This is a genomic window from Ruegeria sp. YTSA135, from assembly GCF_059610165.1.
The window spans coordinates 214,673-228,758 of the sequence record NZ_JBXWNC010000004.1; the positions used below are offsets into that span (position 1 = coordinate 214,673).

Genomic DNA, 14,086 nt, shown 5'->3' on the forward strand with positions numbered 1-14,086 from the left:
AGCGCCATGAAGAAACACTACGCACATGATCGAAGGGCACATGAGATGAAGGATTTGGACAGCATTCCCACACTGATGGCCGATCTCGGAAAACGCGCAAAGGCGGCCTCGTCCGAATTGGCCTTTGCCAACGCCGAACGTAAGCACGCAGCGCTTGTCGCTGCCGCGGATGCGGTTTGGGCCAACCGGGCCGACATCATCGCGGCAAACAAGAAAGACCTTGAGTTCGGGCGCGAAAAGGGGCTGAGCCCGGCTATGATGGATCGCTTGATGCTGGACGAGACCCGCATTCAGGGCATGGTTGACGGGCTTCGCACTGTCGCTGATCAGGCTGACCCTGTAGGCGAAGTGCTTACGGAGTGGGATATGCCGTCGGGCCTGAACATCCAGCGCGTGCGCACTCCTTTAGGCGTGATTGGTGTGATCTATGAAAGCCGTCCAAATGTCACTGCGGACGCAGGTGCGCTGTGCCTGAAATCCGGCAACGCGGTGATACTGCGGGGCGGGTCGGAAAGCTTTTATTCCTCAGGCGCTATTCACGCCTGTCTCGTTGACGGGTTAAAAGCCGCCAATCTGCCCGAAGACGCCATCCAGTTAGTCCCAACCCGGGACCGTGCCGCCGTTCAGGAGCTTCTAACCTTAACGGATTACGTTGACGTCATCGTACCGCGCGGGGGCAAGGGACTGGTTGGCCTGGTTCAGCAAGAAGCCCGCGTGCCCGTCTTTGCCCACCTTGAGGGCATTGTGCATATCTACATCGACAAAGCTGCTGATCCTAAGAAAACACTGGATGTCGTTCTAAACGCTAAAACCCGGCGTACGGGTATCTGCGGTGCAGCGGAGTGTCTGTTGATCCACGAAGACGTGGCTGAAACGCTGGGCAGGGACGTCATCGCCGCTTTGCAAGCTGCAGGTGTAGAAGTGCATGCCGAGGGCGATCTGGCCATCGATGGAACGGTTGCTGCCAACGATGAGGATTGGGGCAAAGAATACCTCGACAGTATCATCGCTGCTAAACCCGTGACCGATATCGACGCGGCCATTGCCCATATCCGTCAATATGGCTCAAACCACACCGACTGTATCATGACAGAAGACGCAGACGCCGCCGCACGGTTCTTTGAGCGGCTGGACAGTGCGATCCTGATGCACAACACATCGACGCAGTTCGCCGATGGTGGCGAATTTGGTATGGGCGCCGAGATCGGGATCGCAACAGGAAAGATGCATGCGCGCGGTCCGGTGGGTGCTGCGCAGTTGACCAGCTTCAAATATCTTGTTCGCGGAGACGGAACGACACGGTCCTAAAACCGGATTTCCAAACGGGTTGAGGTGGTTTCGGCCACCACCCGCCGCCCCATTGACGCGGCAGTCTCAGGCAGAAGAAGAAATTGCACCCGCGCTGGCGTTAGCTTGTTTGCGAACCGCCCCGTCGTCAGGTTTTTCCACAGGTCCGCCTCTACATTCAGTTTGTCAGCAGAACCGGTTATCGTCCAACCTTCACCCACTTTTTCCACTGTGACCTCGCCGCCAAACGGCATTGCGCTTTCGCAGCACATCAAGGCGAGGAAGACCAGTTTGACCTGGTTGCGCGGAGTTGCATCGGTCAGGTGCCAATTCACGCGCAAGCGCCCTGCGCGTTCGATATCCTTCAGCAACTCTGATACTTCGGCGCGCCCCAGCGGATGATTACCGGCCGAACCGAATGCGACCCGAAAAAACCGTATGCGCGCGCCTGCACTGCCAACACTGCCCGAGATCAACTCCATCTCGGGGCCATGAATCGAACCAACCATCTCAAGCAGTTCCAGCCCATTTGTGATCGCGCCAATTGGGCTGATCAGATCGTGACATATTCTGGAACCGATCAATTCCGCCAGGTTGACTGTGGTGTCACTCATGCGTACCTCCTGATGCATCTGCCGCCGGACCGGGAGCCCCTGATGACAGACCTGAATGCCATTCTTGCACCGGGCATGTATGTTCGCCACCCCGATTTCCCCGATTGGGGCGTTGGACAGGTACAGTCCAACATCGGTGGAAAAATCACCGTAAACTTCCGCGAACAAGGGAAAGTGGTGATTGACGGAACGCGTATCGCCCTGATGCCAGTCTTTGATCCGTGAAACTGGTTTAGGAAAGGTTAACTTTCTCGCATATCTGCTTATGTTGCCATACCCCTGAAAATTGCGGTATCAGCGCGCAAACAAAAACGGAACCACCAATGCCGGATGCGGGCTCTTCCTTTACGGTCAGACTAGCGGAAACCAAGGCCGAGTTACGTGCGGCTCAGCGGTTGCGATATGACGTTTTTGTTCGTGAACTTGGCGGTGGCGGAGAAATGGTCGATCACGAGGCCAGGTTAGAGCAGGACAAGTTCGATCCTTACTTTGACCACATGCTGGCGATTGACAACCTGACGGGCGAAGTTATCGGCGTTTACAGGTTGTTACCCGGCGAATGTGCTGCAAAACTTGGGCAGTTTTATTCAGAAGACGAATACGATCTTAGCGTCCTCAAGCAAAGTGGACGGAAGCTGTTGGAGTTGGGACGGTCATGCCTGCACCCCGACTATCGCGGCGGCACGGCAATGTACCATCTTTGGAACGGGCTTGCGGCCTATGTCAACGAGCGCAAGATCGAGGTTTTATTCGGTGTCGCCAGCTTTCATGGAACCGACGTTCAGAAATTGGCGCAGCCCTTATCGATGTTGTATCACAACCACCTGGCGCCCCCGGATCTTCGGGTAAGGGCGCAACCGGGACAGTTTGAATCAATGGATCTTGTCGCGCCGCAAGATCTGGATCGTCGGGCCGCAATGGTGCAGGTACCGGCTCTTATCAAGGCCTACCTGCGGCTTGGGGGGTTCGTTGGTGAGGGTGCCTTTATCGACCAAGCATTCAACACAACGGATGTTTGTCTGATCCTCGACACTGCCCGCATGAACTCACGTCAAAGGCGCATCTATGGCGGGGTCCAACGCAGTGAGTGAGCCGATCTGGAACAGCGAGGATGCGCCAGAATCGGTTGACCTTGGCCCGGTGGGCTGGGTTTTGGTTGTCTTACGTGGCGTGCCTTTGGCTTTGCTGGTGTTCGGTGGACTGGCCGTTCTTGTCCTCATTCGCCTGTTCGAGTACCCGCTGTTTGGCGTGCGCCGTCCGATCACTCCGTTCATCCCGCAATTCGTCTGTCGCAACGCGTTCCGGATTCTGGGTATCGGTTTTATGACATCCGGCGAATTGATGCAGCAGCGCGGGGCTGTGGTGGCCAACCACACAAGTTGGTTGGACATCTTCGCATTGAATGCCAAGAAACGCGTGTACTTCGTTTCAAAAGCCGAGGTTGCAAAATGGCCCGTTATCGGTTGGTTGGCCCGCGCGACCGGAACGGTCTTCATTGTGCGCGACCGAAAGAAGGCAAAGGAACAAACCAAAGTCTTTGAAGCCCGCCTGAAGGCTGGCCACAAACTTCTGTTTTTCCCGGAAGGGACGTCCACAGATGGTTTGCGCGTTTTACCTTTTAAAACAACGCTCTTTGCCGCGTTCTTCGCAGATGAGTTGCGAGAGTTCATGTACGTCCAGCCGGTGTCGGTTGTATTCCACGCGCCCAAAGGCCAGCCAGAAAGGTTCTATGGCTGGTGGGGCGAGATGGATTTTGGTCCACATCTGATCAAAACGCTGGGCGCGCGCCGACAGGGTGTTGTTGAGCTGATTTATCACGCCCCGGCCAAGGTTAGCGACTTTGAAGACCGCAAAGCACTGGCCGCGCATTGTGAAGAGGCGGTGCGCCACGCTCATAGCTTGGCACGGCTTGAAAAATAAGGGTGAATACCCCTTGCGCAACGTTCAATCCTACCTTATACGCGCGCCATTCAAACCCGCAGGCGGGGTTTGGGCTTCTTGAGGGAGACATCCTCATCAAGACCGCCGGTTGGAGCATCCGCTTCTTTCACCCCTGCCAAGGCGTAAACCGGAAAAGGAAAATAGCATGGCTCTTCCCGAGTTCTCCATGCGTCAGCTGTTGGAAGCTGGCGTTCACTTTGGTCACCAGACACAGCGTTGGAATCCCCGCATGGGCCCGTTCATCTACGGCTCGCGCAATGGTATCCACATCATGGACCTTACCCAAACCGTTCCGATGCTGGATCAGGCTCTGCAGGCCGTTCGTGACACCGTCGCAAAAGGTGGCCGCGTTCTGTTCGTTGGTACCAAGCGTCAGGCCGCCGGCCCGATCGCCGAAGCAGCTGAAAAGTCGGCTCAGTATTACATGAACCACCGCTGGCTGGGCGGCACTCTGACCAACTGGAAAACCGTTTCACAGTCGATCAACCGTCTGAACCAGATTGACGAAGCCATGGAATCAGGCGCCGAAGGTCTGACCAAGAAAGAGCGTTTGGGCATGGAACGTGACCAAGCCAAGCTACAGGCGTCGCTGGGCGGTATCCGTGAAATGGGCGGCGTTCCCGACCTGCTGTTCGTCATCGACGTCAAGAAAGAAGCACTGGCCATTGCCGAAGCCAACAAGTTGGGTATCCCGGTTGTGGCTGTAGTTGACACCAACTGCTCGCCCGACGGTGTTGACTATATCATTCCAGGCAACGACGACGCAGCCCGCGCAATCTCATTGTACTGCGATCTGGCCTCGCGCGCCGCTCTGGACGGCATGACCGCTCAGATGGGTGCAGCAGGCGTTGACCTTGGAGCATTCGAAGAAGCTCCGGTTGAAGAAGCCGTTGCTGACGAAGCCCCGGCGGATGAAGCCGCTCCGGAAGCCAAAGCCGAAGCGTAAGCTGCCCGTCACGTAAATGACATATGGGGCAGGGTACGACCTGCCCCAAATCCGTTTGAATTGAGGAGAGCCAAGAGATGGCAATCACAGCAGCAATGGTTAAAGAACTGCGCGACTCGACCGGCGCAGGCATGATGGACGCAAAAAAGGCGCTGACTGAAACCGGCGGCAACATGGACGAAGCCGTTGACTGGCTGCGCACCAAAGGTCTGGCTAAAGCGGCCAAGAAATCAGGCCGTACTGCAGCAGAAGGTCTGGTTGCTGTCCATGTCGACGGTGGCAACGGTGTCGCGGTCGAAGTGAATTCGGAAACCGACTTCGTTGCGAAGAACGCCGAGTTCCAGGAAATGGTTGGCAAGATCGCCTCCGCTGCCAAAAACGTCGACAATGTCGAGGCGCTGCTGGCAGCTGATCTGGGCAGCAAAAGCGTTGCCGACACCCTGACCGACAAGATCGCCACCATCGGCGAGAACATGTCGGTGCGCCGTATGGCGAAACTGTCGGGCGACACCGTCGTGTCTTACGTCCATAACGCGGCGACCAATGGTATGGGTAAAATCGGCGTTCTGGTTGCCCTGACCGGTGGCGACGAAGCGATCGGCAAGCAGGTTGCAATGCACATTGCGGCTGTGAACCCGGCCGCTCTGTCCGAGGCGGACATGGACCCGGCAGTTGTCGAGAAAGAAAAGCAGGTTCAGATGGACATCGCCCGCGAATCCGGAAAGCCGGAGCAGGTGATCGAGAAGATGATCGAAGGACGCATGAAGAAATTCGTCGCCGAATCCACTCTGCTGAACCAGCAATTCGTCGTGAACCCTGACCTGACCGTTGAAGCAGCGGCAAAAGAGGCAGGCGCCACCATCACTGGCTTTATCCGTCTGGAAGTTGGCGAAGGCATCGTTGTCGAAAAAGAAGACTTCGCAGCCGAAGTCGCAAAGGCCGCCCAAGGTTAAGTGAATGTGCCCAGATGAATAAATTCTGGGCGCACTCAAAAAACCAGCCGCGTACTGCGGGGGTCACTTCAGGCGAAGACGCTAGAAATAGAAAAGGGCGCGAAGGCGCCCTTTTTTTGCGGGGTAATTGAGGGACCCCGCAAGATGGGGATGGTCGGGGCCCCTCAAAATTCCGACACACAGACGCGTACAAATAGACGCCTGGTTGTCAGAGCGGATGGAGCGCCTTGGTATTGCAAAGATCCAACCAAATGTTCCCTGGCTAAAGCCACCACTCACGGAACGATATCACTTTGCAACTAATAGCCAAGATTCGGAAAGTAATGATTTCCTTACCTAAGGTAAATTGACGCAATAAGGCGTCAAAATCCAGTCTACACCTCCATAATGAACATCTGATTTTGCAATGAAGCCTTCAGTACAGCTTGGGCCGTTGTTTCCACTGAAAGTGCCTCGCGCGCCAGCCTCAGATGTTTCTCAACCGTCGCAGAGGTCAGACCCATCAGTAAAGCGATATCCTGGGTGGTTTTTCCGTCTCCGACCCATTGCAAAGCTTCGCGCTGACGCTTGGTCAGGGCCCGGTTCGGCGCGTGATAGGGCAGGGTAAGGATCTTCAGGTGCGCGACATTGTTCATCAACAAGATATCGTCACCGCAATCTTTCCAAAGCGCATCAACCTCTTTCTGAGAGTTTGCCTCACCCGCGGACAATGAAATTGCCCCCTTAGACCGCATCGACACCGATGTGAAACTGACCGTATATCCAAATGACACACCATGCATTCTGTTGAAGTTGAGAACGTCCAGCTCTTCTTTTGTCAGCTTTCCTTTGGCTGCCATTTCCTGCGCCATACTCCAACTTGCTGCACCTTCGTTGTTCAGCGCCCACTTCAGCATGGGGGCATGAAAGTAACGCCCGTCGCGCAGGAACCCATCCAAATATGATTTTTCATGGTTGGTAAGAACCAGGAAATCCTCGGGGTCGCCCAGCGAGGTTTCCGTTCGAAACTGTGTGTGGCCATAAATTAGCCTATCGAACCCGAACTTCGCCATCTGACGGCAATGGGCATCCCAAAGCTCTTCCAGGGTTTTAGTATAGCTCAGAAAGTGCAGGTATTCGCTCAGTTTCATTGAGCTTGCCTGTTTTTCAGATGTGCGGACAGAGCATCCAGAGCCAACGTGTATCCTTGCGGGCCAAAGCCACAAATCTGTCCAATCGCAACCTTCGCAATATAGGACACATGCCGAAAATCTTCGCGCGCGTGGATGTTTGACAAATGTACCTCAACCACCGGCAGCTCGACCGATGCAATCGCATCCATCAAGGCGATCGATGTATGCGTATACGCGCCGGCGTTCAGAATGAGCCCGTCCTGTTGGCCCTTCGCGGAATGAATGGCGTCAATCAACGCGCCTTCGAGGTTGGATTGAAAACAAGTCACCTCAAAACCAATTGAAGATCCATGGGTTCTACAAAGGTCTTCAACCATCTCAAGCGTTGTGCTTCCGTAAACCTCGGGCTGCCTAGTTCCTAAAAGATTCAGATTTGGGCCGTTTAAAATCAAGGTTTTTAGCATTACTTCACTGTCCCCATTACAGGTTCTTAGACGCGGATGGGTGGTAGTGTCCACCGCCAAATTCTCGCTTACGGCGAGTATGACATTCTGTTTCAGTCATGCTCCGACTGGTCGGGCATGATGACTACGATCTTCCCAAACGCCGATCGGCTAGAGAGATGGGCCAACGCTTCGGGCGCGCGATTTAGTGGAAATCTAGCGCTAATCTTTGGTTTTATACGAGCTTCGACATATAACCGAAACAAATCTTTTACGTTTTCAGCATGGCCTTTGGGGTCGCGCAAGACAGAGGCTCCCCAAAAAACGCCGACGATCTGACAGCTTTTCAGAAGGGGCAGATTCAGCGGGATTCTGGGAATTCCGGCCGGGAAACCAACCACCAGATATCGCCCGGCCCAACCCATACTGCGCAACGCAGGTTCGGCGTAGTCACCCCCCACGGCGTCATAAACTACATTCACGCCCGAAGGCCCCGCCAGAGCCTTGATTTCAGACGAAAATGCCTTTTGCGCCGACTTGTCCATTTCATTTGCATAGATAATCGCTTCATCCGCGCCAAGGTTTCGACAAAAAGCAGCTTTGTCCTCTGAGGATACTGCCGCAATAACCCGTGCACCCATCGCTTTGCCCAACTCGATCGCTGCCGAGCCAACCCCTCCGGCGGCACCAAGCACCAGAAGTGTTTCGCCAGACTGCAAGGCAGCACGGTCTTTCAAGGCGTGATAGGACGTACCGTATGTAAAAACGAAACAAGCGGCATCTTCAAAGGACATTGTTTCCGGAAATTTAACGGCTGTTGCTGCGGGGAGTGTCACGTGCGTGGCAAACCCACCATAAACGGTAAGCGCCAAAACGCGGTCTCCGATTGTGAAACCAGTCACGCCCTCACCAATTGCCAGGACTTCTCCCGCAATTTCTCCACCCGGTGAAAAAGGGCGCGGCGGCTTGATCTGATAGAGGTCTTTTATGATCAATGTATCCGGGAAGTTCACGCCTGCCGCCCTGATACCAACCAGAAGCTCCCCCTTACCCGGTGTAGGATCGGGCAGGGTCTTCAACTCCAAAGTTTCAGGACCTCCTGGTACGACGCTGAGTAAAGCTTGCATATTCGCCCTGTTGTCCATGTTATTCAGTCAGAACGAACTTTGTCGTCACAGCAGGTGTTGTCAAGAAATCAAAGGTTTCCACGACAAACTGCCTGGTAGCGATCCAAATACCAAGGAGCAGACCATGACCCCTGAAACGCTATTCTCATTGCAGGGCAAAACAGCGCTTGTCACCGGAGGAGCGACCGGTATTGGCCGAATGGCGGCCGAGGCACTGGTGCGGGCGGGAGCGCGGGTACTGATTGCGTCGCGCAAGGTCGAGGCCTGCGAGGCGGTTGCTTCTGAACTGAACGCACTGGGCGCCTCGGGCCACGCGGAAGGATTTGGCGGTGATGTCGCAACGCAAAGCGGGGTCGGCGCGCTCGTATCTGAGGTAAGCAAGCGGACGGAAAATCTTGATATTCTTATGAATAATGCAGGCGTGACATGGGGTGCCCCGATGGGTCAGTTCCCATATGATGCGTGGGACAATGTGATGTCCGTAAATGTGGCCGGGCTATTCGAGCTAACGCAGAAACTACTTCCGACGCTGATGAAATCGGGCTCGGCCGATGATCCGGCACGCATCGTGAACGTCGGCTCTGTGATGGGAGAGGTACCAATGGGGGATGGTGCCTATAGTTACGCAGCCTCAAAAGCGGCCGTTCTGCACCTGACTAAAATCATGGCGAAAGAGTTCTCGCCCCATCATATCACCGTAAACGCTCTGGCACCCGGACCATTCGTTTCAAAGATGACCGCCTTTGCCACCGCCGACGAAGAGACCCGAGAGCGGGTGGGAAGTACGGTGCCATTGGGGCGCGTCGGACGCGATGAGGATATTGCGGGCTGCATGTTATTTCTGTGCGGACGAGGAGGCAGCTATGTTACCGGGGCGGTTATTCCGGTGTCCGGTGGTATCAACGTAGAAACAGCCGGCAATATCTTCGCCGAAGCCATGTGATTACGAAGGTGAAAGATGAACAGTACACAAATGGATCTGTCAGCGGTTGACACCTATCTCAGTCGCCATCTACCCGGGTATCAAGGGCCGATTGAAGCGACCAAATTCGAAATAGGACAGTCGAACCCGACTTTCCTTTTGACGACCCCAAAAAGCACATACGTTTTACGACGCAAGCCACCGGGAACACTTCTTAAATCCGCTCATGCAGTCGACAGGGAGTTTCGCGTTCAGACTGCCTTGGCCAACACTGCTGTTCCTGTGCCTAAGATGTACCTGCTGTGTGAAGACAAAACTGTCATCGGTTCGGATTTTTACGTGATGGAGCATCTTGACGGTCGGATATTTCTTGAACCCACAATGCGCGGCGAAAGCAACGAAACACGCACCGCAGTTCTGGATGAAATGAATCGTGTCCTGGCCGATTTGCACGACGTGGATATCGCGGCTGTAGGTCTGTCCGATTTTGGACCACCCGGCAATTACTTTGAGCGTCAGATTACGCGCTGGATTAAGCAGTACCGCGCTTCGGAAACGACTCATATCCCCGAGATGGACGCCCTGATTGACGCGCTTGAAGGTTCGGTGCCACAGGACGATGGTCAACGAACACTGGTTCACGGCGACTACCGGATCGACAACTTGATGTTCGAAAAAGATGGAACCCGCTGCATTGGCGTGTTGGATTGGGAACTTTCAACCATCGGGCATCCCTATGCCGATTTAGCAGCCGTGATCATGCAGTGGCGCATGCCACCAGGCACCGAGGGTCGAGGGCTTGCCGGCATTGATCGCGCCAGTCTAGGCTTGCCGTCCGATCAGGCTTTTATCGACCAATATTGTCAGCGCCGTCGTTTGCCGGAAATTGAGAATTTTGGCTTTTACCTTGCCTTCAATTTCTTTCGTATGGGCAGCATTTTGCAAGGCGTTTTTAAACGCGCGGAAGATGGTAATGCCTCTGACCCAGAACGCGCCAAGATCTTGGGGTCATATGTTCCGATGTTCGCAAAGCATGGGCTGCAAGCGTTAGAACACTAGGATGTTTTCGATAGCTCCAACGCCAAATCTGCCATGCTGTTTTTCCCGAAAAACATCTCGGACCCGACAAACATACTTGGCACGCCAAAAACGCCGCGCTTGACCCCTGCTTTCGTCTGATCCTTCAGGTGCTGCTTGATCTCAGAACTGAACATTGCCTCGCGTATCTTGCGCACGGGCAGTTCGTTTTCTTGCAGAATTTCGGACAGGACACCCAAATCGTCAACCTTCTGACCGTGCACCCTAATTGCTTCAAATACTGCCTTTATATATTTGTTCTCCCACGATTTACCGGAGGCAAAAACGGCACCCCGCATGGCCAGCTTGGTATTGACTGGAAAGTGAGGGCTCATGTGAAAGCCTAAACCGCGCATGCGCGCAAACCGATGAAGATCGTGGCTCAGATACGCCGTTTTTTGGCGATTTTCCGAAAACGCCTGGAACGGGTTTTGGTTGTTGGTAACCTTGAAAACTATCGAAAGCAGAACCGGCGCGTAGGTCACCCGAGCACCATGCCTGTCTGCAACGTCGGGCAGGGTTTTGTACGCGAGAAAGGCGTTGGGGCTACAGAAATCATACACGAAATCGATATGCTGCGTCATGATGCTCCTCCGAAATGGCGACAATTTTTACTGCTCCAACTCGTGACAAGCGAAACCGCTACAAACCGAGTGTAACAGGCTGCTGAATCTTCGCGGAGAAATCTTTTGGAATTCGCTTTCAACTCCGGCCGCAGGCACGCAGTATCGCCGCAAGAAACGGGGGACAAACAAAGATGACCAAGTTCGAGCCGTCGCGCCTGAACCGTATTAGCGACTGGATGAAGCGTTACGTGGACGAGCGAAAATACGCAGGCAGCTCCCTGTTGATAAAACACAATGGAGAGGAAGTTTTTTTCAACGCCTACGGTAAAAGGAGCATTGAGAACGATCTGCCATTCCGACGCGATACACTCGTCCGCATCTATTCAATGACTAAACCGGTGACCACAGTTGCGTTGATGATGCTGGCGGAACGCGGCTTGTTTCACCTCGACGCGCAGCTATCTGAATTTCTTCCAGAATTCTCTGATATGCAGGCCTTGGTTCCTGGTGCCGTGAGCGCAGATCAGACGGAAAAGGCCCCAACACCGACACTGCATCAGTTGCTAACGCACACAAGTGGTTTCAGCTACCCGTTCAACCCTGGAATTTTGCCCGAACTGATGGATGCCCAAGACCTGGTGTTCAAACCTGACCAGGGGCTTTTGGCTGATCGCGTATACGACCTTGCTGCACTGCCATTGGCGTTCCAACCTGGCTCACGATGGGAGTATTCGGTTGGCATAGATGTTGTGGGGCGCGTTATTGAGGTCGTCTCCGGTAAATCTCTGGACAAGTTTCTTGCTCAAGAGGTCTTGGAACCGCTTGGAATGCACGAGACGGATTTCACGGTTCCATCAGGGGCAGGGGATCGGTTTGCTTCGCTTTACACACCGTTGGAAGGAAACGCGATGGCCTTGAATTCCGCGCAAACCGGCACTGAGACGCTGCGACTGGTGGATCATGCTGGGAGATCTCCGTTTGAAAAGACGACCACGTTTTCCGGTGGTGGCGGATTGGTCGGAACAATCGACGACTATTCCCAGTTCGCTGAGATGCTTAGAAACCGGGGGCAGGGCAATGGACACCGATTGTTGAGCCCAAAAACCATTGAATATATGTTAATCAATCACTTACCAGGCGAAATTGCCTCAATGGGACCGCAAAGCTTTGCTGAACAACCCATGGAAGGAACAGGTTTCGGACTAGGAGGTGCCATTGTTACTAACCCGGGTCTAGTGCGTGTTCCGGGGTCTTTGGGTGACTTTAGTTGGGGCGGCATGGCTTCGACATTTTTTTGGATCGACCGGGTCAATAACATGACTTCTGTCTTTTTTACGCAGTTGTCGCCGTCCAGCTCATACCCGTCACGCGCCGAACTCAAGGCGCTTGTCCTCGGGGCAATGATTGAATGACGCGTTGAGCGCTGATACCAAATCTCTCATACAAACCCGGAGACCAAAACATGACCGCAGCGGAACGTGTTCTTCTGAACCTTTTGAACATCGAAAGGCTTGAGGTTGATCTGTTTCGCGGGACGGGCTCTGGCGGGGAAACACCGACGCGCATCTTTGGTGGACAGGTCATCGCGCAGGCTTTGGCAGCAGCATACCGCACGGTGGATGATCGGCTGTGTCATTCGCTGCATGCCTATTTTATCCGTGCAGGTGATCCGTCTATTCCGGTTATATATCAGGTTGATAGAGCCCGAGATGGAGGTTCCATGACAACGCGGCGTGTGGTTGCGATTCAGCATGGACAGCAAATCCTGAACATGTCGGCATCGTTTCATGTAAAGGATGAAGGCTGGGATCATCACCACGCCATGCCGCAGACCAAAGCGCCGGAACACTATCCAGCACGAGAAGAATTGCGGAAGAAATATAAGGATAAGGTTCCGGAAAAACTTCGTGGTGAGCTCATGCGCGAAAGGCCAATTGAAGTGCGTGAAGTGGATCATCTGAACCCATTCAACCCCGCAAAATCAGATGATCGGAACCAGATTTGGTTCCGAATGCCAGGCGCGGCCGGCGCCAACCCGATAACGCAACACCTAATTCTGGCTTACGCGTCCGACATGTATCTGATGTCGTCAGGAATGCGTCCGCATGGGCTAAGTTGGTTTACCGGAGAGATCAATGGTGCCAGCCTCGACCACGCTTTGTGGTTTCACGCACCGGTTCAATTCGAAAACTGGCACCTGTATTCGATGGACTCGCCATGGAGCGGGCAGGGACGCAATTTCAATCGCGGGTCCATCTATGCCGAAGACGGGACTTTGATCGCATCTGTAGCGCAAGAAGGCCTTATGCGCAAAGCGCGGAAGATACCTTAGATATCTTCGATAAACTTTTGATTTAACTTTCGTATTCCTGCCAGCCAGCGATCATAGTCACCAGCTTTGAGTTGCATGTAGTCCAGAACTTGCGGATGCGGAAGTATTAAAAACTGTTCGGATCGGATGGCTTGAACACAGGTTTCGGCAACATCCTCGGGTTCAAGCATACCGTCAATCGCTGCGACCGAGGTCTCATGGTCGCGAGTCATTTCAGACCGCACAGCTTGCGGACACAGAACTGAAACGCGCAATCCCTTGTGGCCATAGGTCAAGGAAAGCCATTCTGCGAACCCGACAGCGGCATGCTTGGTAACTCCGTAAGGAGCAGCACCGGGTTGGTTCAGCACTCCGGCGGCTGATGCTGTAATCAAGAAGTATCCGCCGCCGCGTGCAATCATACGTGGCACCAAGTGCCGCGCTGCCCAAACATGGGACATGACATTGATCGTCCAGATCCGATCCCAGTCTTCGTTCGGAACCTCCAGTCCGCCCAACGTCAGAATACCGGCATTCGCGCAGAATAAATCAATAGGCCCAATTGAATCCTCAACAGTTTCAATCAGCGCCTTGATCGCGTCTTCACGCGACACGTCGCAGGTTATGGCGTGCCCATCGATATCTCGCGCCACATGCTGAGCGCCGATTTCGTCGATATCAGCACAGACAACCGTGGCACCGTCCTGAGCAAATCGTTCGGCCAGACCTTTGCCGATCCCATGCGCGGCACCAGTGACAACCACAGTCTTTCCACGCAGGTCCATGC

Annotated in this window: 16 protein-coding genes; 10 read left to right on the forward strand and 6 right to left on the reverse strand. The window is 54.2% G+C overall.

Annotated features, from left to right (window positions below):
- The first annotated feature begins 45 nt into the window (after positions 1-45).
- On the forward strand, positions 46-1,308 hold the full coding sequence (locus AC2FIT_RS07535) for a glutamate-5-semialdehyde dehydrogenase (RefSeq protein WP_496828371.1): 1,263 nt from the start codon (positions 46-48) through the stop codon (positions 1,306-1,308).
- Here the strand turns inward: AC2FIT_RS07535 and AC2FIT_RS07540 are convergent.
- Positions 1,305-1,901, reverse strand: coding sequence for a histidine phosphotransferase family protein (locus AC2FIT_RS07540; protein WP_496828148.1), 597 nt, complete (start codon positions 1,899-1,901; stop codon positions 1,305-1,307). The genes AC2FIT_RS07535 and AC2FIT_RS07540 overlap by 4 nt on opposite strands.
- Positions 1,902-1,943: 42 nt before the next feature.
- Between AC2FIT_RS07540 and AC2FIT_RS07545 the strand changes: the two genes are divergently transcribed.
- The 5 genes from AC2FIT_RS07545 to tsf all read left to right on the forward strand — a co-directional run bounded on the left by AC2FIT_RS07545 (position 1,944) and on the right by tsf (position 5,741).
- Positions 1,944-2,126 (forward strand): DUF3553 domain-containing protein, encoded by a 183-nt coding sequence (locus AC2FIT_RS07545; protein WP_010440107.1) that lies wholly within the window; start codon positions 1,944-1,946, stop codon positions 2,124-2,126.
- Positions 2,127-2,224: 98 nt separating this feature from the next.
- Positions 2,225-2,992: an L-ornithine N(alpha)-acyltransferase gene (olsB, locus tag AC2FIT_RS07550; RefSeq protein WP_496828150.1), complete on the forward strand. Its 768-nt coding sequence runs from the start codon at positions 2,225-2,227 to the stop codon at positions 2,990-2,992.
- Positions 2,967-3,821, forward strand: a complete 855-nt coding sequence (olsA, locus tag AC2FIT_RS07555) for a lyso-ornithine lipid O-acyltransferase (protein WP_496828152.1) — start codon at positions 2,967-2,969, stop codon at positions 3,819-3,821. Before olsB ends, olsA begins: the two co-directional genes overlap by 26 nt.
- Before the next feature lie 166 nt (positions 3,822-3,987).
- Positions 3,988-4,788 carry a 30S ribosomal protein S2 gene (gene rpsB, locus AC2FIT_RS07560; RefSeq protein ID WP_496828154.1) on the forward strand — a complete coding sequence of 267 codons (801 nt, stop codon included), beginning with the start codon at positions 3,988-3,990 and terminating at the stop codon, positions 4,786-4,788.
- A gap of 77 nt (positions 4,789-4,865) precedes the next feature.
- On the forward strand, positions 4,866-5,741 hold the full coding sequence (gene tsf, locus AC2FIT_RS07565; RefSeq protein WP_496828156.1) for a translation elongation factor Ts: 876 nt from the start codon (positions 4,866-4,868) through the stop codon (positions 5,739-5,741).
- A gap of 374 nt (positions 5,742-6,115) precedes the next feature.
- On the opposite strand, the gene AC2FIT_RS07570 is transcribed toward tsf, so the two are convergent.
- From AC2FIT_RS07570 to AC2FIT_RS07580, 3 genes are all read right to left on the reverse strand, one after another.
- Positions 6,116-6,871, reverse strand: coding sequence for a helix-turn-helix transcriptional regulator (locus AC2FIT_RS07570; RefSeq protein WP_496828158.1), 756 nt, complete (start codon positions 6,869-6,871; stop codon positions 6,116-6,118).
- Positions 6,868-7,317 (reverse strand): type II 3-dehydroquinate dehydratase, encoded by a 450-nt coding sequence (gene aroQ / locus AC2FIT_RS07575; protein ID WP_496828160.1) that lies wholly within the window; start codon positions 7,315-7,317, stop codon positions 6,868-6,870. The genes AC2FIT_RS07570 and aroQ overlap by 4 nt, the downstream gene beginning before the upstream one ends.
- Before the next feature lie 92 nt (positions 7,318-7,409).
- Positions 7,410-8,423, reverse strand: coding sequence for an NADPH:quinone oxidoreductase family protein (locus tag AC2FIT_RS07580; protein ID WP_496828162.1), 1,014 nt, complete (start codon positions 8,421-8,423; stop codon positions 7,410-7,412).
- 124 nt (positions 8,424-8,547) lie between these two features.
- Between AC2FIT_RS07580 and AC2FIT_RS07585 the strand changes: the two genes are divergently transcribed.
- Both AC2FIT_RS07585 and AC2FIT_RS07590 read left to right on the forward strand, forming a co-directional pair.
- Positions 8,548-9,366 carry an SDR family NAD(P)-dependent oxidoreductase gene (locus tag AC2FIT_RS07585; protein WP_496828164.1) on the forward strand — a complete coding sequence of 273 codons (819 nt, stop codon included), beginning with the start codon at positions 8,548-8,550 and terminating at the stop codon, positions 9,364-9,366.
- A 15-nt stretch (positions 9,367-9,381) separates the two neighbouring features.
- The gene (locus AC2FIT_RS07590; RefSeq protein ID WP_496828166.1) at positions 9,382-10,404 is read left to right on the forward strand and encodes a phosphotransferase family protein; all 1,023 of its coding nucleotides are present in this window, start codon (positions 9,382-9,384) and stop codon (positions 10,402-10,404) included.
- Here AC2FIT_RS07590 and AC2FIT_RS07595 read toward each other — a convergent pair.
- The gene (locus tag AC2FIT_RS07595; protein WP_496828168.1) at positions 10,401-11,006 is read right to left on the reverse strand and encodes a 2-hydroxychromene-2-carboxylate isomerase; all 606 of its coding nucleotides are present in this window, start codon (positions 11,004-11,006) and stop codon (positions 10,401-10,403) included. The two genes, AC2FIT_RS07590 and AC2FIT_RS07595, sit on opposite strands and share 4 nt — an antisense overlap.
- A gap of 173 nt (positions 11,007-11,179) precedes the next feature.
- On the opposite strand from AC2FIT_RS07595, the gene AC2FIT_RS07600 reads away from it, so the two are divergent.
- Together AC2FIT_RS07600 and AC2FIT_RS07605 are read left to right on the forward strand one after the other, a co-directional pair.
- A complete protein-coding gene (locus AC2FIT_RS07600) occupies positions 11,180-12,400 on the forward strand; it encodes a serine hydrolase domain-containing protein (protein ID WP_496828170.1) in 1,221 nt (406 codons plus the stop codon).
- A 50-nt stretch (positions 12,401-12,450) separates the two neighbouring features.
- Positions 12,451-13,320, forward strand: a complete 870-nt coding sequence (locus tag AC2FIT_RS07605; RefSeq protein ID WP_496828172.1) for an acyl-CoA thioesterase — start codon at positions 12,451-12,453, stop codon at positions 13,318-13,320.
- On the opposite strand, the gene AC2FIT_RS07610 is transcribed toward AC2FIT_RS07605, so the two are convergent.
- The gene (locus AC2FIT_RS07610) at positions 13,317-14,084 is read right to left on the reverse strand and encodes an SDR family oxidoreductase (protein WP_496828174.1); all 768 of its coding nucleotides are present in this window, start codon (positions 14,082-14,084) and stop codon (positions 13,317-13,319) included. The two genes, AC2FIT_RS07605 and AC2FIT_RS07610, sit on opposite strands and share 4 nt — an antisense overlap.
- Positions 14,085-14,086: the final 2 nt, after the last annotated feature.